The 24,495-nt window shown below is 58.2% G+C and carries 26 protein-coding genes; 13 read left to right on the top strand and 13 right to left on the bottom strand.

All coding sequences use genetic code 11. From position 1 onward, the window contains the following. Positions 1-187 precede the first annotated feature (187 nt). A complete protein-coding gene (locus tag FZX13_RS02785; RefSeq protein WP_226407065.1) occupies positions 188-439 on the bottom strand; it encodes a hypothetical protein in 252 nt (83 codons plus the stop codon). A 402-nt stretch (positions 440-841) separates the two neighbouring features. Here FZX13_RS02785 and mfd point away from each other — a divergent pair, with 402 nt between their 5' ends. Both mfd and FZX13_RS02775 read left to right on the top strand, forming a co-directional pair. Further along, positions 842-4,420: a transcription-repair coupling factor gene (mfd, locus tag FZX13_RS02780; RefSeq protein WP_226407054.1), complete on the top strand. Its 3,579-nt coding sequence runs from the start codon at positions 842-844 to the stop codon at positions 4,418-4,420. A gap of 79 nt (positions 4,421-4,499) precedes the next feature. Further along, positions 4,500-4,667, top strand: coding sequence for a hypothetical protein (locus FZX13_RS02775; protein ID WP_006849887.1), 168 nt, complete (start codon positions 4,500-4,502; stop codon positions 4,665-4,667). 1 nt (position 4,668) lies between these two features. On the opposite strand, the gene FZX13_RS02770 is transcribed toward FZX13_RS02775, so the two are convergent. Genes FZX13_RS02770 through FZX13_RS02755 form a run of 4 tightly spaced genes read right to left on the bottom strand, consistent with a single transcriptional unit; the run spans position 4,669 to position 8,222 of the window. Continuing rightward, entirely contained in the window at positions 4,669-6,018 is a 1,350-nt protein-coding gene (locus tag FZX13_RS02770; protein ID WP_226407052.1) for a S41 family peptidase, read from the bottom strand. Positions 6,019-6,052: 34 nt separating this feature from the next. Next, entirely contained in the window at positions 6,053-7,249 is a 1,197-nt protein-coding gene (gene ispG / locus FZX13_RS02765; RefSeq protein ID WP_166016502.1) for a (E)-4-hydroxy-3-methylbut-2-enyl-diphosphate synthase, read from the bottom strand. After that, positions 7,246-7,833, bottom strand: a complete 588-nt coding sequence (locus tag FZX13_RS02760; RefSeq protein WP_115023190.1) for a uracil-DNA glycosylase — start codon at positions 7,831-7,833, stop codon at positions 7,246-7,248. Before FZX13_RS02760 ends, ispG begins: the two co-directional genes overlap by 4 nt. After that, positions 7,830-8,222: a VOC family protein gene (locus FZX13_RS02755; protein WP_226407050.1), complete on the bottom strand. Its 393-nt coding sequence runs from the start codon at positions 8,220-8,222 to the stop codon at positions 7,830-7,832. Before FZX13_RS02755 ends, FZX13_RS02760 begins: the two co-directional genes overlap by 4 nt. Positions 8,223-8,317: 95 nt before the next feature. On the opposite strand from FZX13_RS02755, the gene FZX13_RS02750 reads away from it, so the two are divergent. Genes FZX13_RS02750 through FZX13_RS02725 form a run of 6 tightly spaced genes read left to right on the top strand, consistent with a single transcriptional unit; the run spans position 8,318 to position 13,558 of the window. Continuing rightward, complete coding sequence (locus FZX13_RS02750) at positions 8,318-9,496, top strand: pyridoxal phosphate-dependent aminotransferase (RefSeq protein WP_226407048.1); 1,179 nt, start codon at positions 8,318-8,320, stop codon at positions 9,494-9,496. A gap of 27 nt (positions 9,497-9,523) precedes the next feature. After that, positions 9,524-10,447, top strand: a complete 924-nt coding sequence (locus FZX13_RS02745; RefSeq protein WP_226407046.1) for a putative selenate ABC transporter substrate-binding protein — start codon at positions 9,524-9,526, stop codon at positions 10,445-10,447. Next, entirely contained in the window at positions 10,444-11,148 is a 705-nt protein-coding gene (locus tag FZX13_RS02740) for a phosphonate ABC transporter ATP-binding protein (RefSeq protein ID WP_115023198.1), read from the top strand. The genes FZX13_RS02745 and FZX13_RS02740 overlap by 4 nt, the downstream gene beginning before the upstream one ends. Then, positions 11,127-12,653 (top strand): ABC transporter permease, encoded by a 1,527-nt coding sequence (locus tag FZX13_RS02735; RefSeq protein WP_226407044.1) that lies wholly within the window; start codon positions 11,127-11,129, stop codon positions 12,651-12,653. Before FZX13_RS02740 ends, FZX13_RS02735 begins: the two co-directional genes overlap by 22 nt. Beyond that, positions 12,650-13,336, top strand: coding sequence for a GDSL-type esterase/lipase family protein (locus FZX13_RS02730; RefSeq protein WP_115023202.1), 687 nt, complete (start codon positions 12,650-12,652; stop codon positions 13,334-13,336). The genes FZX13_RS02735 and FZX13_RS02730 overlap by 4 nt, the downstream gene beginning before the upstream one ends. A gap of 54 nt (positions 13,337-13,390) precedes the next feature. Next, on the top strand, positions 13,391-13,558 hold the full coding sequence (locus FZX13_RS02725; protein ID WP_170952109.1) for a hypothetical protein: 168 nt from the start codon (positions 13,391-13,393) through the stop codon (positions 13,556-13,558). A gap of 3 nt (positions 13,559-13,561) precedes the next feature. On the opposite strand, the gene FZX13_RS02720 is transcribed toward FZX13_RS02725, so the two are convergent. Next, positions 13,562-13,810: a PCP reductase family protein gene (locus FZX13_RS02720; RefSeq protein ID WP_370630769.1), complete on the bottom strand. Its 249-nt coding sequence runs from the start codon at positions 13,808-13,810 to the stop codon at positions 13,562-13,564. 29 nt (positions 13,811-13,839) lie between these two features. On the opposite strand from FZX13_RS02720, the gene FZX13_RS02715 reads away from it, so the two are divergent. Next, on the top strand, positions 13,840-14,565 hold the full coding sequence (locus FZX13_RS02715; protein ID WP_226407042.1) for a sigma-70 family RNA polymerase sigma factor: 726 nt from the start codon (positions 13,840-13,842) through the stop codon (positions 14,563-14,565). On the opposite strand, the gene FZX13_RS02710 is transcribed toward FZX13_RS02715, so the two are convergent. After that, positions 14,566-15,285 (bottom strand): TIGR00297 family protein, encoded by a 720-nt coding sequence (locus FZX13_RS02710; RefSeq protein ID WP_226407040.1) that lies wholly within the window; start codon positions 15,283-15,285, stop codon positions 14,566-14,568. It lies immediately after the preceding gene. Positions 15,286-15,371: 86 nt separating this feature from the next. Here FZX13_RS02710 and FZX13_RS02705 point away from each other — a divergent pair, with 86 nt between their 5' ends. Beyond that, on the top strand, positions 15,372-15,866 hold the full coding sequence (locus tag FZX13_RS02705; RefSeq protein WP_226407038.1) for a hypothetical protein: 495 nt from the start codon (positions 15,372-15,374) through the stop codon (positions 15,864-15,866). On the opposite strand, the gene FZX13_RS02700 is transcribed toward FZX13_RS02705, so the two are convergent. Both FZX13_RS02700 and FZX13_RS02695 read right to left on the bottom strand, forming a co-directional pair. Then, positions 15,856-16,587: a 16S rRNA (uracil(1498)-N(3))-methyltransferase gene (locus FZX13_RS02700; RefSeq protein ID WP_226407036.1), complete on the bottom strand. Its 732-nt coding sequence runs from the start codon at positions 16,585-16,587 to the stop codon at positions 15,856-15,858. The two genes, FZX13_RS02705 and FZX13_RS02700, sit on opposite strands and share 11 nt — an antisense overlap. Beyond that, positions 16,580-17,029: a DUF3531 family protein gene (locus FZX13_RS02695; RefSeq protein WP_115023212.1), complete on the bottom strand. Its 450-nt coding sequence runs from the start codon at positions 17,027-17,029 to the stop codon at positions 16,580-16,582. The genes FZX13_RS02700 and FZX13_RS02695 overlap by 8 nt, the downstream gene beginning before the upstream one ends. Positions 17,030-17,070: 41 nt before the next feature. Between FZX13_RS02695 and FZX13_RS02690 the strand changes: the two genes are divergently transcribed. Further along, positions 17,071-17,709, top strand: a complete 639-nt coding sequence (locus tag FZX13_RS02690; protein WP_226407034.1) for an ABC transporter ATP-binding protein — start codon at positions 17,071-17,073, stop codon at positions 17,707-17,709. Positions 17,710-17,723: 14 nt separating this feature from the next. Continuing rightward, positions 17,724-18,641, top strand: coding sequence for an Hsp33 family molecular chaperone HslO (gene hslO / locus FZX13_RS02685; protein WP_226397686.1), 918 nt, complete (start codon positions 17,724-17,726; stop codon positions 18,639-18,641). A 3-nt stretch (positions 18,642-18,644) separates the two neighbouring features. Here hslO and FZX13_RS02680 read toward each other — a convergent pair whose 3' ends face one another. From FZX13_RS02680 to FZX13_RS02665, 4 genes are all read right to left on the bottom strand, one after another. Continuing rightward, a complete protein-coding gene (locus FZX13_RS02680; protein ID WP_226397687.1) occupies positions 18,645-19,340 on the bottom strand; it encodes a CPP1-like family protein in 696 nt (231 codons plus the stop codon). A gap of 41 nt (positions 19,341-19,381) precedes the next feature. Continuing rightward, the gene (locus tag FZX13_RS02675; RefSeq protein ID WP_166018412.1) at positions 19,382-19,603 is read right to left on the bottom strand and encodes a hypothetical protein; all 222 of its coding nucleotides are present in this window, start codon (positions 19,601-19,603) and stop codon (positions 19,382-19,384) included. A gap of 84 nt (positions 19,604-19,687) precedes the next feature. Continuing rightward, positions 19,688-21,334 (bottom strand): peptide chain release factor 3, encoded by a 1,647-nt coding sequence (locus FZX13_RS02670; protein WP_226397689.1) that lies wholly within the window; start codon positions 21,332-21,334, stop codon positions 19,688-19,690. Positions 21,335-21,340: 6 nt separating this feature from the next. Further along, the gene (locus tag FZX13_RS02665; protein ID WP_226408232.1) at positions 21,341-22,021 is read right to left on the bottom strand and encodes a class I SAM-dependent methyltransferase; all 681 of its coding nucleotides are present in this window, start codon (positions 22,019-22,021) and stop codon (positions 21,341-21,343) included. 118 nt (positions 22,022-22,139) lie between these two features. Between FZX13_RS02665 and nrdJ the strand changes: the two genes are divergently transcribed. Next, positions 22,140-24,470 carry a ribonucleoside-triphosphate reductase, adenosylcobalamin-dependent gene (gene nrdJ / locus FZX13_RS02660; RefSeq protein ID WP_226407032.1) on the top strand — a complete coding sequence of 777 codons (2,331 nt, stop codon included), beginning with the start codon at positions 22,140-22,142 and terminating at the stop codon, positions 24,468-24,470. Positions 24,471-24,495: the final 25 nt, after the last annotated feature.

The raw sequence follows: 24,495 nt of genomic DNA, 5'->3' as shown, positions 1-24,495 counted from the left end.
CGCCACCCTCCCAGAGTGAAGTTGCCCCATCCACTCGTCCCCACCCTTGTCACTCCGTTCTTCTGCATAGATCACAAAGTGACCTGATCAGACATGAAGGAACGGAGCAGTACAGCTTTTAACAGAAGCGCCGTACCCGACAGGCATCCCTCATCGGCGGCCCAGTACGGCTGAACTTATAGATCAACTACATGGCGCGAAAACTGCTTCCTGGCTCAAGGTCCCACGTCCAACCAGCGAGTGCTTCAATCTGTTGGTCGTCCGATTTAATCAATAGCTCAGTAAACTCTTCCATGATTAGATTTAGATCCTCGACATTATTATCAATGTCCTTAGCTGCCAATAAGTACTTTGAAACCAAAAGCTTTCGAAAAGTATTGATGTCAATCTCAGGGTGAGCACTCGTGACGCGAGTGATGCGGTCAGTGTGCTTGGTCATTGTTGTAGGCATACTGATTAAAAACTAGATTTGAACAGGCCGCTGCATGTAGCTTTCGTTGCTTTTACGGGGATCATTAGACGCACTCAAAGCATCTTTTGAGATTATTGAAGAGTTCCCATTAAAATGAAATCAAGAGCTTCAGGGTGATGTTTGAGTTTTAATTTCAAGCCTCAAATCGCTAGAAGACCCATCTCGCCTCTGTGCTTCTAAGCCTGAACTCATTGCAAATAATCAGTAGGGCTGACAGGAGGCTCTCGTTTAGAGACGAGACGAGGGGAACGGGAATGCACCTAACGGTTCGCTTGCTGGGTTGTTGTAGGGACAGCTGGTTGGCTTTCAGCTCGAACCTCACTTGACACCTGTGGATTGCGAAAATCGGTGATTGCCGAAATCTCCTCCATGCCGCTGCGTTCTCTGGTGACCAAGTTGCGGGAAACTGCACTCACCGGTGAGCTCGATGAGCGCTCCAGCCGCGCCGATCGTCTGTTGATGCGCGGAGCAGGCCGTTGCAGCCGTGCACTGGTCTCCAGTGCACTCGCCCAACGTCGAGGCACGCCTCTACTGGTGGTGGTCCCGACGCTGGAGGAAGCAGGGCGTTGGACGGCACTGCTGGAGTTGATGGGCTGGAACCAGGCATGCCTGTATCCCACCAGCGAAGGTTCTCCCTACGAACCCTTTGATCCCACAAGCGAAATCATCTGGGGACAACTCCAAGTTCTCAGTGATCTGTTGGGTGATCCCGATGCATCGTCATGGGCCATCGTGGCAACGGAACGCTGTCTCCAGCCGCATCTCCCACCTCCAGATGCGTTGAAGAGCACGACTCGCACGCTTCGTAAGGGCGATGAAGTCGATCTGGAAGAGCTGGGCGAAACGTTGGCCCAGCTCGGCTACGAGAGAGTCACAACAATCGAGCAGGAAGGAAGCTGGAGCCGTCGGGGCGACATTGTCGATATCTTCCCGGTGAGCAGTGAGCTGCCTGTTCGGCTTGAGTTTTTCGGCGAAGAACTCGACAAGCTGCGTGAATTTGACCCAGCAAGCCAACGGTCACTTGATTCAGTCGATGCTCTTCGACTGACTCCAACGGGGTTCGGACCACTTGTGGCCGATCAGCTGCGCACGTTGATGCCTTATGGATTGGAGCGACTCCTCGGGGATCAAGCCACAGAACAACTTCTTGACGGTGGCACGCCGGAAGGCATGCGTCGGCTGATGGGCCTGGTCTGGGAGCAACCAGCCTCCCTGCTCGACTACATCCCCGACACCACAACAATCGTCATTGATGAACGTCGCCATGGAGTAGCCCACGGCCAGCAGTGGCTTGCCCACGTTGAAGAGCATCACCTTGAAATGGCTGCTGAGGCAGGTCTCGATCAATCCGAGTGCGAACAGATCTGGCCTGCAGTTCTTCATCGCAACATCGACGCCGCCTATGGGTTGACCGAGGTCTTCCATGGCTTCGACATGGCAGAACTGCTGGAGGTCGACCAGCACCCCAACAGCTTCGATCTGGCCAGCCGACCTGTCCCGGCCTATCCCAACCAATTCGGGAAGCTCGGAGAACTGATCAAGGGATTTCAGGCCGAACGCACAGCTGTGTGGTTGATCTCCGCTCAGCCAAGTCGAGCTGTTGCCTTGCTGGAAGAGCACGACTGCATCAGTCGGTTTGTTCCAAACGCGGGAGATAGCAACGCCATCTCGCGACTGATTGAGCAGAACACACCCGTTGCTTTGAAAGTGAGGGGGACTGCAGAACTGGAGGGGCTGCAACTGCCGGCTTGGCGGATTGCACTGGTGACAGACCGTGAATTCTTCGGGCAGCAAAGTCTGAGTTCGAGTGGGTACGTCCGTCGTCGACGCAAGGCGGCCAGCCGCACCGTCGACCCCAACAAGATGCGACCCGGGGATTTTGTCGTGCACCGGAACCATGGAATTGGACGGTTCAAAGCCCTGGAAAAACTTGCGATGTCCGGTGACATTCGCGACTACCTCGTGGTTCAGTACGCCGACGGAATTCTCCGCGTCGCAGCCGATCAACTGGGGAGCCTTGGTCGATATCGCGCCACAAGTGAAACGCCGCCTCAGCTCAACCGCATGGGTGGCAGTGCCTGGAACAAAGCCAAGGAACGGGCGAAGAAGGCGGTTCGCAAGGTTGCCCTTGACCTGGTGAAGCTGTACGCGGAACGACAGCAAGCAGCTGGTTTTGCGTTCCCAACAGATGGCCCCTGGCAAGTGGAGATGGAGGACTCATTTCCCTACGAACCAACGCCAGATCAGCTGAAAGCCACATCCGACGTGAAACGGGACATGGAGAAAGAGGAGCCGATGGACCGGCTTGTGTGTGGTGATGTTGGCTTCGGCAAGACGGAAGTCGCTATCCGCGCAATCTTCAAGGCAATCACCGCCGGGAAGCAGGTGGCAATGCTGGCACCGACAACGGTGTTAGCCCAACAGCATTGGCGGACGTTGTCGGAACGCTTTGCGCCCTATCCGATCAAGGTGGCGCTGTTGAATCGCTTCCGCACAGCATCGGAGCGAAAAAACATTCTGGACGGACTCAAGCAAGGAACCATCGATGCGGTGGTGGGAACGCATCAGTTGTTGAGCAAAGGAGCCGCCTTTCAACAACTAGGCCTACTTGTGGTGGACGAAGAACAGCGTTTCGGGGTCAACCAGAAGGAAAAAATCAAAGTGTTGCGGAAGGACGTGGACGTTCTCACGTTGTCGGCAACGCCAATCCCCAGAACGCTGTACATGAGTCTTTCGGGGGTTCGGGAGATGAGCCTGATCACGACGCCACCACCATTGCGTCGTCCGATCAAAACGCACTTGGCCTCACTCGATCCTGAAGCCGTACGTAGCGCCATCCGCCAGGAATTGGATCGGGGGGGACAAGTGTTTTACGTGGTTCCCCGTGTGGAAGGAATCGAAGAGGTGGCCGCTGGCCTAAGAGACATGCTGCCGGGCCTGAAACTGCTGGTGGCCCATGGCCAGATGGCCGAAGGCGAGCTGGAAAGCGCCATGGTGGCTTTCAATGCCGGCGAAGCTGATGTGATGCTTTGCACCACCATTGTTGAAAGTGGCCTGGATATCCCTCGCGTCAACACAATCCTGATTGAGGACGCACACCGTTTTGGCTTGGCCCAGCTGTATCAACTGCGGGGCCGCGTTGGTCGCAGTGGAATTCAGGCCCACGCTTGGCTGTTTTATCCCGGAAACTCCTCGCTGAGCGATAACGCCCGTCAACGACTGCGCGCCATCCAGGAGTTTGCCCAGCTGGGCAGTGGCTATCAGCTCGCCATGAGGGATATGGAGATCCGTGGGGTGGGCAATCTGCTCGGTGTGCAGCAAAGCGGCCAGATGGAAACCATCGGCTTTGATCTCTACATGGAAATGCTGCAGGAATCGCTGGCCGAAATTCAGGGGCAGGACATTCCCAGTGTTGATGACACCCAGGTGGATCTTCCGGTGACCGCCTTCGTACCTGCCGACTGGATCACCGACCCCGACGAGAAAATCGCTGCCTACCGAGCTGCTGCTGATTGCCTAACGGCCGAAGCTCTCGTGGAACTTGCCGCGGGTTGGGCCGATCGCTATGGGGCACTGCCCGCTGCAGTTGTATCTCTTCTCCAGTTGATGGAACTCAAGCTTCTGGCCAAGCGCTGCGGCTTCTCCAGGATCAAACCGGAAAAACCCAACGTGGTGTTCGAGACTCCCATGGAAGAACCGGCATTCCGCTTGCTACGCCAGGGATTACCCCAGCACCTGCATGGCCGTTTGGTCTATCAGGCCGGCAGTGGCATCCAACACAAAGTGATGGCCCGTGGTCTCGGAGTGCTGCCCATGGAGAAGCAACTCGAACAGCTGATGGAGTGGCTTCGATTGATGGCGGCCCAGATTCCCGATGCCGACGGCAAAACCGAGGCCCAGCGCCAAGAGGAGCTGAGTGCCAAGAACGCGGAAGTGGTTGAGGTCTGAGGCCTCAAGTCAATTCTGAGAAAAACGTTACCAACCACGCAATTCTTCGTTACAATGGTCGCATCGCAAACCGTTGGACATGGGTGAATTCGTCGAAATCGGTGCCGGTGGCGTCTCTCTGGAACTGATCAGCGGCGTTTTCTGTGCCACTGCACTCGGTGTCTATGCACTGTTCCAACCTGGAGCGTCCGACGATGACGACTCCAACGGTGGTGGCGGTGGTGGCTTAATGCAGCCAATCTCCTGATTTACGGCAAGGCGTAACTCAGATTGGCTTTGCCTGGCTGGAATGTTGTGCCAGCCTTGATTGCTTTGATTTGCTTCAGCAGGGTCCCTTCTGCAGTTCTGTATTGGCTATCCCTCTGAGTACCTAAATCATCAATCGAGAAATTTTTGATTTCCTTTTCAGACATCGCTGCAGCTATATCAGGCTGGATCCCGTTCTTATGAATATCCGTTCCTTTGGGTGTTAGATATTTCGCGATTGTGACCGTCAGGCCTGATCCGTCCGCCAGGCCACGCACGGCTTGGACAAGACCTTTGCCGAAGGTTGTCTGACCAACGAGCTGAGCGCGGGAATTGTCTTGAAGTGCGCCGGAAAGAATTTCACTGGCACTGGCAGATCCCTGATCGATCAGCACCACAAGGGGCTTGTCGGTGATCGCGCTGCCAGTCGCACGCCTGACATCGCGAATTCCTTCACGAGTGCGGGTGCTGACGATGGTGCCCTCGTTCAACCATTGCCGTGCAATATCGACGCTGGCCTCAAGCAATCCGCCAGGGTTGCTGCGCAGATCAAGCACATAGCCCTCTGCTCCCTGAGACTCAAGATCCTTGATGGCCTCTCGCATCTCACGAGATGCGTTTGCATTGAACTGCTTAAGCCTGATGTAGCCCACCTTGCGGCCGTTAGGGGCCGTGTTGAGCGTGGACTTCACGGCATGAATCTCGATGCGCGCCCGTTTCAGCGGCACATTCAGAACCTGACCCTGGCGCCTGAGTCCCAACACCACATCGGTCCCCTCTGGGCCACGGATCAACTTGACAGCGTCTTCGGTGGTCATGCCCTTCGTGGAGGCACCGTCAATCGAAACGATGACATCCTTGGGCTGAACGCCGGCACGGGATGCAGGCGTTCCCTCAATTGGAGAAACAACGATTAACTCCTTGGTGACCTTGTCGAGACTGAGCTGGATGCCAACACCCAACAGCTCTCCCGAAGTGTCAATCTGCATTTCCTTGAACTCCTTCGGATCAAGAAAACGCGTGTAGGGATCATCGAGGCTCGCCAACATGCCACGAATTGCCTCGTAGGAATCAGCACTGCCTCCATAGGACTTGCTCAACAGATCGCTGCGCAGTTGACGCCAAGTCGTCTCGTCGTAGGAGCCCGTGGAATCCAAATAATCGCGATAGACGATCTGCCAGACCTGATCAATCACCTCCTTGGGGCTGTCACGAATCGAGCCGCCGGAAGCCGATGGCAGGGAGAACCCCGGAGAGCTGATGCCAATGGCTGTGGCAACTCCTCCGACACCGAGCATCAGGAGCAGTGGAGTCGACCGAACAAAGGAACGCAGGCGCTGACTCCGGACCATGTCCCCTCAGGACTAAGTCTTCACCCTAACGAGATCAGGCAGGCTCGACCCAGCGACCGTCCTCTTTGATCAACTGGATCAGAGCCTCAACGCCATCAGCTTCCGGAACCTTGCCGATTTCTTCGCGACCGCGATACAGAGCGATGGTTCCTGGCCCTTTGCCGACATAGCCATAGTCCGCATCAGCCATTTCTCCAGGGCCATTGACGATGCATCCCATCACGGCGATATCAAGACCCTGCAGATGCTGGGTCGCATCCCGCACTTTGTGCAACACCTCCTCCAGATTGAACAAGGTGCGACCACAACTGGGACAGGCCACGTACTCGACCATGGTTTTGCGCAGTCCCAGCGACTGGAGGATCGAGTAACAGACAGGAATTTCCTTTTCTGGTGATTCCGTGAGCGAGACCCGCAAGGTGTCGCCGAGACCATCCGCCAACAAAGTGGCGATCCCCGCCGTGCTCTTGATCCTTCCGTAATCTCCATCTCCGGCTTCCGTTACACCCAGATGCAACGGGTAATTGAAGCCTTCCTTGTCCATGGTGTCTGCCATCAGCCGATAAGCCGCAAGCATCACCGGAGCTCGCGAGGCCTTCATCGAAATCACGATGTTGTGGAAATCAAGCTCATGGCAGATCCGAACGAATTCCATCGCTGATTCGACCATTCCCTCGGGGGTGTCCCCGTAGGTGAAGAGCATCCGCTCGGCAAGCGAGCCGTGATTGACCCCAATTCTCAGGGCTTTGTTCTGATCCCGCAGCAGGGTGACTAGGGGTTCAAAGGTCTCGCGGATGCGTGCACCAATGGCCTCGAACTCTTCCTTGGTGAACTCCTGCCGGTCTGGATCGGGTTTATCGAAAACAAAAAGACCTGGATTGATTCGAACCTTGTCGACATGCTTGGCGACTTCCAGGGCGATCTTGATGCCGTTGTGGTGAACATCGGCCACAAGGGGAACCGTGCAACCCTGCGCCCTCAGCGAAGCCCGGATCTTGGCCATGGCTTTGGCATGACCAATGGAAGGGGTGGTAACCCGAACGATTTCGCAGCCGGCCTCCACAAGTCGCAAGATCCCGGCAACCGACCCCTCAATATCGAGAGTGTCCTCATTGATCATCGACTGCACCACGATCGGGTGCTCACTTCCCACAGGCACATCCCCCACCATCACGGTGCGGGTTACACGGCGGTGGATCTTGGTGTCGTAACGCCGATCCAGGGCAGTCATGGAGCTGAGTTGGAAGCAGTCCAAGGCTCGCACAGGCGATGACGAATCGCGGCGAGATCCTGTCGGGTCAGATCTAGGGGAGCACCTGCCGCTTTGGAGGGATTCCGCAGAAGATACGAAGGGTGAAAAATCGGCATCACAGCCCGTCCATTCCAGCTCTGCCACTGGCCGCGTAACTGGGTCATGCCTCCTTTGATCCCGAGGATTGCTTCCACAGCGGTTGCTCCGGTGAGCACAATCACTTTGGGGTTCATGGCCTCAAGTTGAAGATTCAGCCACGGACGGCAGGCGGCCAGCTCTGCTTTCTTCGGTCGCCGGTTATTCGGCGGTCTGCACTTGATGGCATTGCAGATGTACAAATCACGGGAGGGGTCAAGGTCCGCCTCCCGTAGCAATTGATCAAGCGCACGACCGGAGCGACCTACAAAAGGGATGCCCTGGTCATCTTCCTGAGCTCCTGGGGCTTCACCAATCAGCATCAGATCAGCGTTTGGATTGCCGCGACTGATGACGACTGTCTGGCGCGTGCTGGCCAGTTCACAGGCCGTGCAGAGGTGGCAATTCTCCAGGCTTGAACCGGTCATGACATCGAATCAGCAGAGGCCAAGGGAGCCAGCAGCAACAGTGGATTGCCCTCAGGATCCTTGATCCAGGCCTCGGCACCAAAGGCTTCGACCCGCGCTTCCTCCAGAAGTGATCCACCACGCTCAAGGGCCGTGCTGAGAAGACTTTGAAGCTCAGGCAGCGGATCTAGCGATGGATCCAAACGTAAACAAGGAGCCAACGCACGCCCACGCGTTGGAAAAGAGCGCTTGCGCGAGGGCCTGTAGATCTCAAGCCGGGCTCCATTGCCAAACTCAATGACGCAGTGGTGGTCTGCCATCCCAGGAATCAACCTGGCCTGGAACAAGTCGCTGTAAAAGCGGCCAAGGTTGCCGGTGTCATCAGCGGCCAGAACCCAACTGATCTGCATCGCGTTCATTTGTGCGGTGACATCAAGGTTGTCTGCGACACCATTTGAGGCAGGATGATGTCGTTTTAAACGCGCCGCGGGGAGGTGCGTTACTGATGCCACGCCCGCCAGAACTTTCCGATCGGGCCGTGGCCCTGAAACCGTCCTTGACGCTGGAGATCAGTGCCAAGGCCAAAGCGCTCCGCGACAGCGGCAAAGACATCTGCAGCCTTAGTGCAGGAGAACCGGACTTCAACACACCCCCATTCATTGTTGAAGCAGCACAGCGGGCACTCGCATCAGGCTTCACCCGGTACGGCCCCGCATCCGGCGATCCAGATCTACGTGCCGCGCTCGCACACAAACTGACTGTTGAAAACGAGATTCCAACCCAACCTGAGCAGGTTCTGATTACCAACGGCGGGAAGCAAGCGATCTACAACCTGTTCCAGGTTCTGCTCAATCCCGGCGATGAGGTGCTGCTCTCTGCTCCTTACTGGCTGAGCTACCCGGAGATGGCTGCCCTGGCTGGTGCCAGCACAACCATCATCCCCACGAAAGCTGATGAGGGATTCCACCTGGATCTCGACTTGCTGGAGCAGCAAATCACCACCCGCAGCCGTCTTCTGGTGATCAATTCACCCGGAAACCCCAGCGGTCAGGTCATGCCACGGGCCGAGCTCGAGGCTCTCGCCGAACTTGTGGCCCGTCACCCCCAGCTGATGGTGATGAGCGATGAGATCTATGAATATCTCCTGGCTGACGGCCAACAGCACTGCAGCTTTGCTGCGATTGCCGAGGAGATCCGCGATCGGTGTTTCACCGTGAATGGTTTTGCCAAAGGCTGGGCCATGACGGGCTGGCGCCTGGGATACCTCGCCGGTGATGCAGCCGTCATCAAGGCCGCCTCAGCACTTCAGAGCCAGAGCACCAGCAATGTGTGCAGCTTTGCCCAACGGGGTGCCTTGGCTGCGATTGAGGGATCCAGGGACTGCGTTCGAGAGATGGCGATCAGTTACAACCATCGGCGCACGTTGCTCACAGAAGGACTAGTAGCGCTGAATGGCATCACATTGACTCCTCCGCAGGGTGCCTTTTATGCCTTCCCGCGCCTGCCCGACGGGGCACCGGATTCCATGGAGTTTTGTCGCCAAGCCCTCGAACAGGAAGGCCTGGCTGTCGTCCCAGGCCTCGCCTTCGGCGACGACCGTTGCATCCGTCTGTCGTGTGCCGTTTCGGATGAGACGATCAACGATGGTCTGAAGCGTCTGGAGCGACTGCTCAGTGCCATCTGATCCACTCTGATCCTCTACGACCTCTGTATGTCTGTACGAGAACAGCGGGCCGTGATCGCCACCGGCCTGATCACTGGCCTGGCCATCGCGGCCAGCTTGACCAGCTGTGCTGCTCCTGAAAAAGACGCCAAACAGGCCGTCTTGCAGATCGGAGCTATCCCAGACCAGAACCCAGAGAAACTGAATCGCCTCTACGGCGCGCTCTCAGAGGAACTCAGTGAAAAGCTGGAGGTTCCCGTTCGTTATGCACCGGTCAGTAATTACGCAGCGGCGGTCAGCGCCTTCCGCACCGGCAGCCTTGATCTGGTGTGGTTCGGCGGACTCACCGGCGTGCAAGCAAGGCTTCAGACGCCTGGCGCTCGCGTGCTGGCACAACGGGATATAGATGTCGAATTCACCAGCGTGTTCATCGCCAATGGCGCAAGTGGTTTACGCCCCTTTACCAGTGCAGACCAACTGGTTGAGCTGAAAGGACGCCGCCTGGCTTTCGGTTCAGAGAGTTCCACCTCAGGCCGCCTGATGCCCCAGTACTTCATGGGGGAAAACGGCGTAAAACCTGACGATCTCGCGGGAGGAGCTCCCGGCTTTAGCGGTAGCCATGACGCCACGATCGCCGTGGTGCAGAGCGGTGCCTATGAGGTAGGTGCCTTGAATGAACAGGTCTGGCGCAGCAATGTGAAGGACGGTCGTGTTGACCCCGACAAGGTGAAGGTGATCTGGAGGACACCGCCCTACGTGGATTACCACTGGGTTGTGCGCCCCGATCTTGATGCTCGCTTTGGCGATGGCTTCACCGACAACCTGCAATCCACGTTGTTGGAGCTATCGGCAGAGACAGAAAATGGTGCCGCAATTCTGGAGTTGTTCGGTGCTGAACGCTTTATCCCTGCTGAGGACGGCGACTACGTGATGATCGAAACTGTGGGTCGGCAGCTCGGCAAGATCCGTTGACGGCTCTGCTGGAGCTGACCCAAGCCTGCCTGGGTCAACGGCTCCAACCGATCACATTGACGCTTCGCGCGGATGAGCGGGTGGTTTTGCTCGGTGCCAGTGGCGCCGGCAAAACCACTCTCTTGAAGCTCTGCAACGGGGCCTTGAGACCCGATGCTGGATCGGTGCACTGGTGTGGGCAACCCCATCAACACCTGTCGCGGCGGCAACAGCGGCGCATCGGCACGCTCTGGCAGGACCTTCGCCTGGTGGAGGAACTGAGTGTCATCCAGAACATCAACAGTGGAGCCCTCGGACGCCATGGTCTGCTCTGGGCTCTTCGAAACTTGATGGGTCCCCTCGAACAGGACTGCTGTCTCGAGGTGATGAACCAGGTCAATCTGGATGCCTCACTCTTAAATCAGCCCGTTCGAGAGCTCTCGGGAGGTCAGCGCCAACGGGTAGCCCTGGCCCGCTTGCTGCGTCAGCTGCCTGAAATGGTTTTGGCTGACGAGCCCCTTTCGGCTCTCGATCCCACCCTTGCGGACGATGTCCTCAACACTCTTCTGCTGTTACCGGCGTGCCTGATCAGCCTGCATCGCCCCGATCTAATTCATCGATTTGATCGGGTTTTGGGGCTTCGTCATGGTGCCTTGGTGATCGATGCGGCCCCGGAGACGATTCATCGTGATCAGATGGAATGGCTGTACGCATCACCCTGAAACCGGCGCTGCCGCTGATCCCACTGCTACCTGGCCTGAGCCTGCTTGGCATCGTGGCTGTGCTGTTCAGGGACGGTCATGGCGGAGGGCTGCCTCTTCTGCAGGAGTTCGCGGCTGCAGCGGTGCATCCGTCACTCGATGCCGTTGTGTTGGGAAGCTTGCTGAACGGTCTTCAAATCACCCTGGTCATCGCGTTGCTGTCGTGGGGAATCAGCAGTGTTCTCGGCGTGGGACTCGGTCTCCTCTGCTCCATCACCGTTTCGGAGATTGTGACGGGTGTGAGCTGGCCAGCAGTGCTTCTTCGTCGCTGCCTGGCCCCCCTGCGAGCTGTTCATGAACTGATTTGGGGGCTGTTGTTGCTCCAGGTGTTCGGGCTGAATGGCTGGGTTGCTGTCTGCGCTATCGCCATTCCTTACACGGTGCTGATGGCGCGTGTGATTGCTGATCAGGTGGACTGTCATGTCTCCCCTGCCCTCCCCGTGCTCAAGGGCAGCGGCGCCGCACCATGGGCCGTCATCCTCACGGGGCTTGTTCCTCCCCTGGCGCAGCCGCTTTGCAACCACGTTGGCCACCGCCTCGACTGCGCGCTTCGCTCAGCACTCATTCTTGGCGTGTTCGGCCTCGGTGGCTTGGGTACGGACCTCAGTCTCAGCCTGCGCTCGCTCCAGTTTCAGGAGATGTGGAGTGGCCTGTGGTTGCTGGCCATCGCCATGGTGATTCTCGATCGTTGCCTTCGAATGCTGCGTGGCTGGTCGCGGATGCTGATCATTCCAGTGCTGAGCCCTTTGATCGCCATCGCCTGGGGCACACACCTGGATCTGCAGCTGTCATGGCCTGTCGGCCAGTGGTCTGTGCTCTTCGCCAACGTGATGGATGGGTCGCAAGGCCTGAGTGCTGCCCTTGAGATCTCTTGGCCAGCGGTGATTGCATCAACGTTATGGATCACTCTGATCGCCGGTTGCATTGCCACGGGCTTGCCTCCTCTGCTGCTTCTGGTTTGGCCTGGTCAGACCAGCCTCCGGATCCAGGAGTTGCTGTGGGGAGCGTTGCGACTACTCCCGGCCCCGCTCACAGCACTGCTGTTGCTGATGTTGGCCAAACCGAGTCTGGCCCTTGCAGGGCTGGCCCTTGGGCTTCACCACAGCGGTGTGATGGGACGGGTGCTGATGGACGACATTCGAAACACAGGGTTGCGTTCCGCCCAGACGCTGAAGTCCTGCGGCGCTTCCCCACGGGTTAGCTGGCTTTATGGACCGCTGGCTGATGTCAGCCGCCCTTACCTCACTTATGCGATTTACCGAATCGATGTGATCCTGCGCGACACCGCAATCATCGGACTCGTCGGGGGAGCCGGCCTTGGCTGGCAACTGATGGAAGCCCTCAGTTCCTTTCACTGGTGGTTGGTGTTTTGGATCGTGCTGACATCTGCTGTGCTCACGCTGCTGGGTGAGAGCCTGGGCGAACGTCTTCAGGGGAGCTGGAACAGCCGAGCCATGGCGTTATGAGCAGTTCAAACGAAGCCCCCCGTCAGTTGATCGTGTTGGGGGACAGTGGGGTGCATGGATGGGGGGACCGAGAGGAGGGCGGCTGGTGTCAGAGGCTTCGCATGCGCTGGATGAATCTGCCTGCTGCTCCAGTCGTCTATCCACTGGGCGTACGCGGAGACGGCTTGGAACGCGTCGCGTCCCGTTGGCGGAGCGAGTGGTCCTGTCGCGGTGAACTGCGCCGACAGACACCTGGCGGGTTACTGCTCAGTGTTGGGCTCAATGACACAGCCAGAGTTGGTCGGATCGACGGCAGACCGCAGCTAGAGGTGGATGCCTATGCCTTCGGCATCAGCCAGCTCCTCGGTGAAATGGGGCGGGAGATTCAGGTCTTTGTTCTGGGCCTCACCGCAGTGGATGAGCACGTCATGCCTTTTGCCGGCTGCCTCTGGTACAGCAATCGGCAGATCGCAGCGACAGAAGCAGCCCTGGCGGAACAATGTCGCGAGGCGGATGTTCCCTTCCTGCCCGTGCATCAGGAGATGCAGGAGGAGCCCGACTGGTTGACCTGGATGGAACCCGATGGGATTCATCTCAACGCCGAAGGACACCGCTGGCTGGACCAGCGCCTGGATCAGTGGGCGCCGTTACGCCAATGGGCCGGACTCGCTCCACTTAACACATCAACACCTATCAGCATGTAAACGACCCCCACGAGAACGACTAATGTGTGAGCCTCCTGACATTGGTGATCAGACTTGGGACCTGACCGCTCTGCAGAACGCGCTTCCGGCAATCACCCTGCCCAGCGCAAAACCACACTCAAGTGGGACGACAACGGTGAACTGACTGCCGTTGATATGGCACGGATTATTGACAGGCTCACCCAGCCAGAGCTTCGACGTTGCGATCTGGACCCGACCTGAAACTCAGCTTGGCGCCATCGCCTGCTTTGCGGACTGGTAGAAGCTCAGATCAATGTCAGAGCGTCCTTCTGAATTCGCCATCGCCTCAACGCGTTTGCGGACAGCAGGACGCACGAAGAAAGGAACATCTTTTTTAAGGGCTGCCAAGGCATCTGGTTGCCAGTCCATCCGACCAAAACCGTTGCACCCATGATCCGGCACGAAAGTGCCGAATTGCGGCACCAAAGGGGCGACCGGTTGAAAGCGAAGCATTGAACCGTTGGATCAGTTGCACTGATCCTTTGATTTCACAACGTCACCTGCGGCAGGAATCCCGCCGCGTGCTGCCCCCCTGCATTGCGCGGCGCAATCAACAGGTGCTTGAACACCTCGGTCTGGCCCACTGTGCGGCCCGTCGCCAACAGAAACGCGGGCCTGAGGAATTTGACGACCTCATTCAGGAGTCGCGGTTTGGGTTGATTCGAGGTCTTGATCTGTTTGATCCACAACGGGGCATCCGACCCAGCAGCTATCTCCTTTCTCGAGCCACAGGTCAGATCCTTCATGACCGCCGCGATCGTTCTCGAACGATCCGAATTCCCTGGAGGTTGCGGGATCTGTACGCCGCAGGGAAGAAGATTCAACGTGAACGCGAACAGAACCAGGAACCTGCCCTCAGTGATCAGGCTCTTGCCGCAGAACTGTCTGTACGCCCTGAACGGTGGGCCGCTGCCGTTCAAAGCCATGGGGCTAGCCAGGTCTTCGACCTGAGTGCCAGCCATATGGAACCAACACAACCTTGCGAGGACGATGAGCAACTGAGCTGGTTGAAAAGCGTTCTGCACCAAGTGGACGGCATGCCGGGCAAGGTGTTGCAGGCCCACTTGATCGAACGCAAGAGCATCAAAGACCTGTCTGAAGCCTTGAACTGCAGCCGTGCCTCCTTGCGGATTCATCTGAAAGTGGGACTGAAGCTCCTGAGGCAATGGGCCCAGCGCGATGGTCTGATGCCCATCCAGACAAGCTGATCAAAGCGCCATCAGCAACATGGCCAGGAGAGCGGCCAGCAGGGTCTGGAGAGCATTGACCAGCTCATTGCTCAACCAGGCCAAGCGATCCTGCACCAGGGCGCCAAGCAGGCTTTCGGCAAGGGTGGCCAGCAGACCAACCACCATCACCAGCCCAGCCAAGGGCCAAGAGGGAAGCAGCTGAAGCGCCAGCATCACGAGGGTCATCACAATGCTGCCGACGGCACTCGCCAGCGTTCCCTCAAGGCTGATGGCCCCCTCCGTTCCCGGCGAAACCGGGCGCAGGCTAGTGATTAGAACCGTGGTGCGACCGAAGCGTTTGCCGATCTCGCTGCCAAAGGTATCGGCGAGCTTGGCGGCAAAACTTGCAGCAAAACCAACCATCAGCAGTGCGCGGGGCTCGACACCGGCGCCGATGAGCAACGCCAGCAACGCTCCAACCGCTGCCGAACCCCAGACATTTTCTGGGCCCCGCTGACCACCACGGGCTTCGGCGAGGCCGCGGCTCTGCTTGTTCTGAAAACCGATCTTGGTGACCAGAGTTCCCAGGCTGAGGTATGCCACAACGGCAAGCCAGCCCGACCAACCAAGACAACCCCAAAGGATCGTGCCTAGCGCTGCCGCATGAACCCAGCCACTACGGGTGAGCAAGGGTGTTCGCTGCGCCAAAGCAATCAAGACCGTGTTCACCACCAGGGCCTGAATCCAGAGTCCAGACATCACACCGTGTTGCAGTGCCCTAAGCATCTCCTGCCTTCGGGCTTAGCAGAGGGAGAATCGGTTTCGTTCGTTCTCTGGTCGACCGGATGGTGTTCAACAGAAACAAGGGCTTTTTCCTCACCCTGGATGACGCCGCCGCTCCGGCCACCCTTGAGGTGCCTCAGAAAGAGGCTTCCCAGGAGAAGCAAGCAACACCTGAGCCCTCGGTAGCCACCACCACGCTGGAGGCTCCCAAGCCCACAGCAACTGCTCCTGCGGCTGCTCCCAAGGCTGCTCCTGTTGCCAAGGCTGCTCCTGTTGCCAAGGCTGCTCCTGTTGCCAAGGCTGCTCCTGTTGCCAAGGCTGCTCCTGTTGCTGAACCCAAGGGTGAAGACCGTCCGCAGTCCTCATCTGGGATGACCACTGCGGAAGCCATCGCAGCGGAACTCGCCGCATCGGACGCATCACGTCCTGCCGTTACTTACACAACCTTCGCTCCCAGCAACCTCGCCCCAGGTGGCGGATTGCGCCAGCGCAGCCGTCGTCCCGGAGCCGCTCTGAAATCCTTCCGAGGAATTGCCCAGGATCTGTTCAAGAGCTGATCAGCCCATCTCGCCAACGCACCAGTTCCACCGCACCCGCAACCGCCGCTGTGGAACTTCGCAGGATCGACGATCCCAGCTGGATGGGATGAACGCTTGCTTCGGTAAGCAATCTTTTCTCCGCGGTCGTCCAACCTCCTTCCGGACCGATCACCAACCAGGTGAGTTGAAGGGGGTCGCCCTTTTGGATCAACCATTGATTCAACGCCGGAGGTTCTATCTCACGGGTCACACCCACCAGACGCTGGCCTTGGTCATCTCCCATCCATTGGGATAACTCCTCCACAGCAAGCAGCTGTGGCATCCACAACCGCTCGCACTGTTCCACAGCTTCACGAACGATGGAGGCCCAGCGCTCCGGTCGATGTTCGGCCTGGGGAACACAGCGCTCACAACGGATTGGCTGAATGCGATCAATGCCGAGCTCGCAAGCCATCCGGATAACCTCATCCATCCCCCGCCGCATCAGGGCCACGGCCAAACCAAGCTGAGGTTGAGGCGGCGCCTCAATGTGTACCGCGGTCGGGTCGATCTCAAGCAGGTTGGATTCCAGCAGTGTTGCGACTGATAGACGACCGCAACCATCGGTGACATCCACCCGTCCACCACAGCGCAAACGCAACACCCGCCTGAGGTAATGCTGCTCTTCGGTGTTGAGCAGCACTGGGCCACCGGCCATCAAACGATCCGGCGTCAGGAGCAGCCTGCGGCGTTCAGCCACCAGCAGGGAAAACGCTGTCGGGATGCTCTTCCACGGGCCAATTTTCGTTGATCCCGCCAACGACAAGCTCCTCGAGCTGCACCACGTCGGAATCCAACTGGCGTAGCGCATTGATCAGCACGTCAATCGCGACACCATCCGAGGTCCCGAGATCCACCCAGCAACGTCCCCATTCCTGCTGGTATTCCAGCTGCCCCATGTTGTGCATCAGGGCCGGCATCGCCGACTCAGCAGCAGCATCGTCATAGGTCATCCAACTCAGATCAGCCCCTGCGTCATGGACCTGAAGGTTCTCGGCATTGAAGCCACCGAGACGTCCGATGACATACCAGCTATCGAACACACCATCGACATAATTCCGCTCCCCTTGACTGGGTGGTTCCGAGAATCGAATCCACAACCAGCAATTGAAGGGATCGACTTCACGAAAACGAATGTCCATGGGGCCATTGCGACAGCTGCATCATCGTTCAAGCTGATCAAATGCTCGAGCTCTCAGGCATCACCTATGCACCCGCGACGGCTGGCGCTCGCATCCTGAACGGTGTCAGTTTTCAGACGCAAAAGGGACGACCGCTTCTGATCGCTGGAGCCAGTGGATCTGGCAAAACCTCGCTGTTGGAGATCATCAGCGGACTGGCGTCGCCAACATCCGGCAGCATCCACTGGAATGGCAGTTCCATGAAACGCCGGCAGCTTCGCTGGCTTTGCGGCATCGTCTTCCAGTTTCCGGAACGCCATTTCCTCGGCCTGAGCGTCACTCAGGAACTGCGTCTAGGGCATCGCCGACTCGGCCATGAGCAGGAAAACAACGTGCTAGCACGAGTCGGACTCAGCCAAATCGGAACCACGACGGCTCCGGAACGACTGAGCGGCGGTCAACAACGGCGGCTCGCCCTTGCCGTTCAAATGCTCCGAGGAGCTGAAGTTTTGCTGCTGGACGAACCCACCGCAGGCTTGGATTGGTCGGTCCGTCGCGACGTGCTCGATTTACTCGCCAACCTGGCCCATGAGCAAGTGCTGATCGTGGTCACCCACGAACCTGAGCTCTTCCAGGACTGGGACTGCCAGCGACTGCGCTTGCAGGGCGGTCGGCTCGAACCGATGACTACATTGCCCTGAGCTTCCGAGAGGACATGGCCGACCGGCTGGTACGCGCAACAGCCGCTGAAGGCGGTATCCGGTTGGTCGCGGTCTCAACAACAAACATCCTGCGGGAGGCAAGGGAGCGCCATGGGCTGTCGTTCCTCACCAGCGTGATGCTCGGACGGGCCATGACTGCTGGCCTGATGCTGGCCAGTTCGATGAAGGTTCGCCACGCACGGGTGAATCTTCGTTTTGGCTCAGACGGACCGATCAAAGGCTTGATGGTGGATGCCGGTCGCAATGGAACTGTTCGCGGCTACGTCGGAGAGCCTGCTCTTGAACTCGATCCCATCAAGGACGAGACAGGCCATTTCAGCTTCAACTTCAAGGAGGCTGCTGGCACCGGCTATCTCCATGTCATGCGTGACGACGGGAAGGGTGAACCCTTCAACAGCACGGTTGAGCTGGTGAGTGGTGGCATTGGCGAGGATGTTGCCTCCTATCTGCTGCACTCCGAACAAACCCCTTCCGCCGTGTTTGTGGGGGAACAGATCAACAGCCAAGGCATCCATGCCAGTGGTGGGCTCCTGGTTCAGATCCTTCCCAAAGCTGCCGAAGAGCCGGCGTTGGTTGAGCTGATTGAACAGCGTTGCCGCGAAATTTCAGGGTTCAGTCAGCGGCTTGCCGAAAGTGGCGACCAGCTTGAGGACCTTCTTCGGGATGTTTTTCCCGACCTTGATCCCAAGCCCCTCGACGACGCCGAAGCAAGTCAGGAACTTCGTTTCTTTTGCCCCTGCAGCCGTGAACGCAGCAAGGCTGCTCTACTCCTGCTGGGCAGACAGGAGCTCTCTGATATGCGTGACAAGGATGGAGGCGCCGAGCTGACCTGCCATTTCTGCAGTAACCGCTATGACGTCAGTGCTGCGGAACTGCAGGAGTTGATTGATGCGTTGCCGGAAGCCGCCTGAGGCTTAAGCCAGAAAAAGAGCAGCAGCCCATAGCAAGAGACCAGCCGGCAGTGCTTGGATCTGAAGAGGACTAAGCGCCAGCTGCTCGAAAGCGGTGGGAGACAGCGCCAGATTCAACAATGAGCCTGCAGCCAAACCAATGCTCAGCACGAGCAATGTCCATCCCAGGGATGCCAGCGGGCGACGACCACGGCGGATCTGACTGAGGAAAACACCGATCGTGGCCAGAGCAAGAACAAGCTGAATGCTGGCGGCAGAGATCACCAGAAGAACGACGGCGATGATCCCGGCGATGATTCGCACTGAACGCCCCTGCCCCTCCACCAGGGCCCAGTCCGGCTTGAGGCCGGAGAGAGATTGGGAGGGGTCCGGCAACTTGTTGCGGAGGTTCGCAAAGACATTGGTCATCGGAACCTGGGCAGGCAGCGAAGGCAGCGATCCTGCGGACGCCTCCCGCTCAGATGCTGTCGCTGCTGCTGCGCTGACTTGACCCTGCTGACGGTCACGGAGACGGGCCATCAAAACAGCGTCATAAGCCGCCTCGATTTTTGCCCTGGCCTGATCATCTCCTGAGACTTCGGCCAGACATCGAACCTTGGCTGCTTGAACCTGTTCAAAACCAGCATCACGACTCAGGCCGAGACGAACGAATGGATCATCAGAGCTTGCGTCGGGACCAGATTCACCAAGGGCTGCCATCGCGTCGATCCGGTTCTTCAGATGAGCGTATCGGGGACCGTTCAGAACAGGGGCGCACCGTGACGAAAACCTTCGCTTCGCTCTAGCCGGCTGCGGCAACTGAGGGCATCCACGCGGTTCAACCAGGAACGACGCTTGATCAACGGCATTTGTGGAGGCAGGTGGTACCCCTCGAGCATTTCCACTGATTCGTCATCGCCGCGAAAACACACGTATTCCGTGCCACCGTCAGCGTTGTTCTTCAGTAGCCAGAACGTACTCACGAGAGTTGTCGTCGCAGCACGATTCTGGCGAGCGGGACGAGCAGGTGTGGGTGAGGCGACCCACTGCGGACAACGACGCAAGGGTCAAAGACTGATCGGCTCCACTCCACTCACCACCGGGGCAACACTGCTGAGTTCAAGATCGGGATGATCCTCCTTGAGTTGGTTGAGATTCCACTCGTTCTTGAACAGCAGAACAGGACGATTCCAAGCATCGCGGACGGCTTTGCAATTGAAAATCCGACCCACCTTGTCGAGTTCGGTCCATCCGCCGTTGATCCAACGCGCGACCTGGAAACCCATTGGCTCGAGACGAGTTTCCACGCCGTATTCATTTTCGAGCCGGTGCTGAACAACCTCGAGTTGAAGTTGTCCGACAGCGGCCAAAATCGGATCCCGCTTGCTCTCATCCGTGTCGTAGAGGATCTGCACCGCCCCCTCTTCCCGAAGCTCGTTCACCCCTTTACGGAAATTTTTGAATGCCGAAGGGTTGGGGTTCCGCAGCCAGCTAAAAATCTCCGGACTGAAACAGGGAATGCCCTCATATTCGACTTTTGACCCCACATAAAGTGTGTCTCCAATGGAAAACATGCCCGGATTGTTGAGACCGATCACGTCTCCCGGATAGGCGTCCTCGACAACGGCTCGGTCTTGACCAAAGAGCTTTTGGGGTCGTGAAAGGCGAATGGCCTTGCCCGTGCGGGCATGCTTCACCGTCATGTCCTTCTCGAAACGACCACTGCAGACCCGGACGAAGGCCACACGGTCGCGATGCCTGGGGTCCATGTTGGCCTGGAGCTTGAACACGAAGCCGCTGAAACCCTCCCGCAGCGGATCCACCAGGCCGTCGCTGCTGGATCGGGCGATGGGTCGTTGCGCCATCTCGAGAAAGGCATCGAGGAAAGGGCGAACTCCAAAGTTGGTCATGGCTGAGCCAAAGAACACCGGAGTGAGCTCACCGGCATGAACCATCTCGATATCAAGCTCGGCTCCAGCCACATCCAGCAATTCCATCTCTTCAATGGCCAGGTCCAGGAGCTCGGCTTCCACCAGCTCCCGCAGTTCTGGATCCTCCAAAGAAAGGCGTTGCTCGCTGGCCTGTTTACCTCGCTCAGCGCGAGTAAACAGAACCACTTCACGGCTGCGACGGTCGATCACACCGCGAAATTGCTCCCCACTGCCGATGGGCCAGTTCACGGCCCAGGGTGTCAGACCTAACTCCGACTCAATCTCATCGAGCAGGGTGAGCGGTTCCCGACCCGGTCGGTCCATCTTGTTGATGAAGGTGAAAATTGGGATCTGACGCATGCGGCAGACCTCGAACAACTTCCGGGTCTGAGGCTCGAGACCTTTGGCGGCGTCCTCAAGCATCACGGCATTATCTGCCGCAGCCAGGGTGCGATAAGTGTCTTCAGAAAAATCTTGGTGACCTGGGGTATCCAGGAGATTGATGGTGGTGGCGTCGTAATCGAACTGAAGCACCGTTGAGGTGATGGAGATCCCGCGTTGTTTCTCCAGTTCCATCCAGTCGGAGGTCACCTTGCGCTGTTCACCCCGCGCTTTCACGGCACCGGCCTGCTGAATGGCACCGCCATAGAGCAGCAATTTCTCGGTGAGTGTCGTTTTTCCCGCGTCAGGGTGGGAAATGATTGCAAAGTTGCGACGGCGATCCACCGCCGAGGCCAGAACTTCGGTCAGATCGCCGTCGGTGGTCACTTGACTGCCGCTCATCGGATTTCAGGAGTCCACTAAGCCTGACACCACCAGATAACGGTCGTCCTCCGCGGCAACCGCCAACTGGTCGAGACCCACCGTGCGGAGCTCCGCGGTGACCTCCTGAGGTTCGAAGGCCGCTGCTAGAGAGGCGGCGAAGTCGTGCTGCAACACCTGTGGAGCAGACGGAAGGTGCTTCAACAACAGTTGCTGGACTTCAGCAGACGACGCCGGCCGCCGAAGATCTCGATGAAAAACTCGGCAACCAGGAGCAGCCAAACCTCGGGTGACCTTCCAAAGAAGGTCGGGTTGATGCAAGTGATGCAAGAGGCTGTTGCTGACAACCAAATCAGCCTTCCCCAGAAGAGTTCCTTGCAGAACCTCCTGGAGGGTCAGACAAAGGAACGAAATTTCTAGGCTTTGCCGCTGCGCCCGTTGGCGGGCCAAGACCAACATGGCTTCTGCACCATCAATGCCAATGATTCGTGCATGGGGAAAGAGTTCGGCAAGCCGAAGCGTGATGTTGCCCGGTCCGCAACCCAGATCAACCACCAGCGGCTCAGGCGGCAAAGGTGATGTGCGATCGATGAGCTGCTGGACCCCCTCAACAGTGGTGCGATCGCCTGAACTGAAGTCAGCGGCGGCATAGGCCTGAACCTGCGCATCACCATTCATCAACTCAGGCTCTAAGCACCGCTGCATCATTTGCTGCTGATTCAGAGGCCAGTTTGAACGGGACACTGTTGATGGTGGTGAAGAGACCTTGCCGCCACCATTGGTGGCGTTAGGGTTTCGCTACTTGTCCTTTGATCCAGCACCGCACGTGACTCTCACCCCAAACCGTGTGGAGACCTCTGCGGGACCTGTCGCCGGGTTCGGCGACTTCCCCGCAACGGCACCAGCTGCCAACCCGGTCTTCTACCGCACCTACAGTCGGAAAACCCCTGGTGGCCGTGAGAGCTGGAGTCAGGTCGGCAGCAGAAACCTCGAAGGTCTCCGTCAGTTGGGCAACCTCAATACCGAGGAAGTTGCCCTCTTGGCACGCATGCAAGCCGAGAAGAAAGCTCTTCCCTCAGGCCGCTGGCTGTGGATCGGTGGAACCCGGTGGATCGAACAGCCCGAGAACTTCTCCGGCTCATACAACTGCACCTCCACCAACCTCGTCGACTGGAAGGCCTTCAGTCTGATGATGGACCTGGCGATGATGGGCTGCGGTACGGGCGCCATCATTGAGCCGCACCTGATCGATCGGCTTCCTGTGGTGAGCAACACCCTTGAAGTCCTCAGCGTCAGCGACATCGGCATTACACCAGCAGCCGAGCGTCAGGATCCCTGCAGCCACAGCATTGATGGCAACAAGGTAACCATCAAGGTGGGCGACACCCGCCGCGGTTGGGTGGACAGCTATCAGCTGATGTTGGAGCTCAGCAGCGATGAACGCTTCAACGGCGATCCGATTCAGATCGTTGTAGACCTCAGCGATGTGCGCCCCGTCGGGGAAACCCTGAAAGGTTTCGGCGGCATGGCCAATCCTGTGAAGTTGAAGGATCTCTACGGTCGTGTGGCCCGACTTCTCAACAAGGCCAAAGGACGGCGCCTGACTTCGGTGGAGTGCTGCTTACTCATCGACGAAGCCGCTGTCACGATCGTTGCCGGCAACATTCGTCGCAGTGCTGGCATGCGTCAGTTCGCTGCCGATGACTTGGCCGCGGCTTCCTCCAAGGACAACCTCTGGCAGCAAGACGAGGAGGGCAACTGGCGGATCGATCCAGAGCGTGATGCGCTCCGAATGGCCAATCACACCCGCGTCTATCACACCCGACCCACCAAAGAGGTGGTGCACGCGGCGGTGACCAAGCAGTTCCAATCGGGGGAAGGCGCCATCCAGTTCGCCCCCGAAGCCATTGCACGCTCCAATGCCGATCTGCTCAGCACCCCTGAACTGCGCAGTGAGTTCATCGAGATTTACTGCGACCAAGGTCGCGAAGAGGCCGGTCGTTGGCTGGCCGACAACCATGGCCCAATCGGAACCGAGGAGCTCGAGCACCGCCTCAGCCGTTATGGGCTGAACCCCTGTGGCGAAATCCTCGGTGCCGACTTCCACTGCAACCTCGCCGAGGTGCATCTCAACCAGATCGACCCCAGCGATGAGGAAGGGCAAGCCGACGCCTTCCGCGCTGGAGCCCTGTCGGTGGCCTGTCTGCTCAATCATCGTTTCGAGGTTGAGCGTTATCGCCAGAGCCGTGAGTGGGACCCGATCGTGGGTGTCAGCTTCACGGGTCTGTTCGACTTCTTTGTGCATGCCTTCGGATCTGAATGGCTGCGCTGGTGGGAAGCCGGACGTCCTGAGACCGAGGAAGGCCTTCGCTTCAAGGAGCAGGAAGCCGCATACCTGAGCCGCTGGAAAGAGATCGTTAATCAAACGGTGTGGGACTACTGCGACCGCCAGGGCCTACGGCGTCCCAACCGCTGCACCACCGTTCAGCCTGCAGGCACGAAGAGCCTGCTCACCGGAGCAGCCCCTGGCTGGCATCCCCCCAAGGCTCAGCGCTTCATCCGTCGGATCACCTTCCGTAAGAACGATCCTGTAGCCATGGCTTGCATGGACTACGGCTACACCGTCGTGCCGTCACAGTCCGACAAGGACGAGGACGGTCGTTTGCTGAACGATCCCTTTGATCCCCGCTGCACCGAATGGTTGGTGGAGATCCCGACCGAGGTGAGCTGGGCGAATCTGCCTGGAGCTGATGCCGTGGACATCAATGGCTTTAGTGCCATGGCTCAATTCGATTTCTACATGCAGGTGCAGCGGCATTACACCGCTCACAACACCTCAGCCACGATCGAATTCAGGGAGCACGAAATTGAACCCTTGGCCGACGCTCTGCATCAGGCGATGGAGAACGGAGAGGGCTACATCTCTGCGGCACTCCTGGCACGATTCGATGCCAATGCCACTTTCCCCCGCTTGCCTTTTGAGCCAATCGATTTGGCCACATATGAGGAGCTGCAATCCGCTGTAGTGAAGCGTCGCGTCAGCAGTGATTTCTTCGAGGCGCTACAGCGTTACGACCAGGGTGAGCTAACCGAAGCGGGCCCTGCCGGTTGTGATTCAGACAAGTGCCTGCTCCCACTGGCCAAGCCTGAAAGCTGACACCTCATCACGTCCCGATAGAGTT

This window comes from Synechococcus sp. MU1625 (assembly GCF_020514205.1).
Classification (GTDB): Bacteria; Cyanobacteriota; Cyanobacteriia; order PCC-6307; family Cyanobiaceae; genus Parasynechococcus.
Note: the sequence above shows the minus strand (reverse complement) of the source record. Positions and strands in the feature narration are given on the sequence as shown.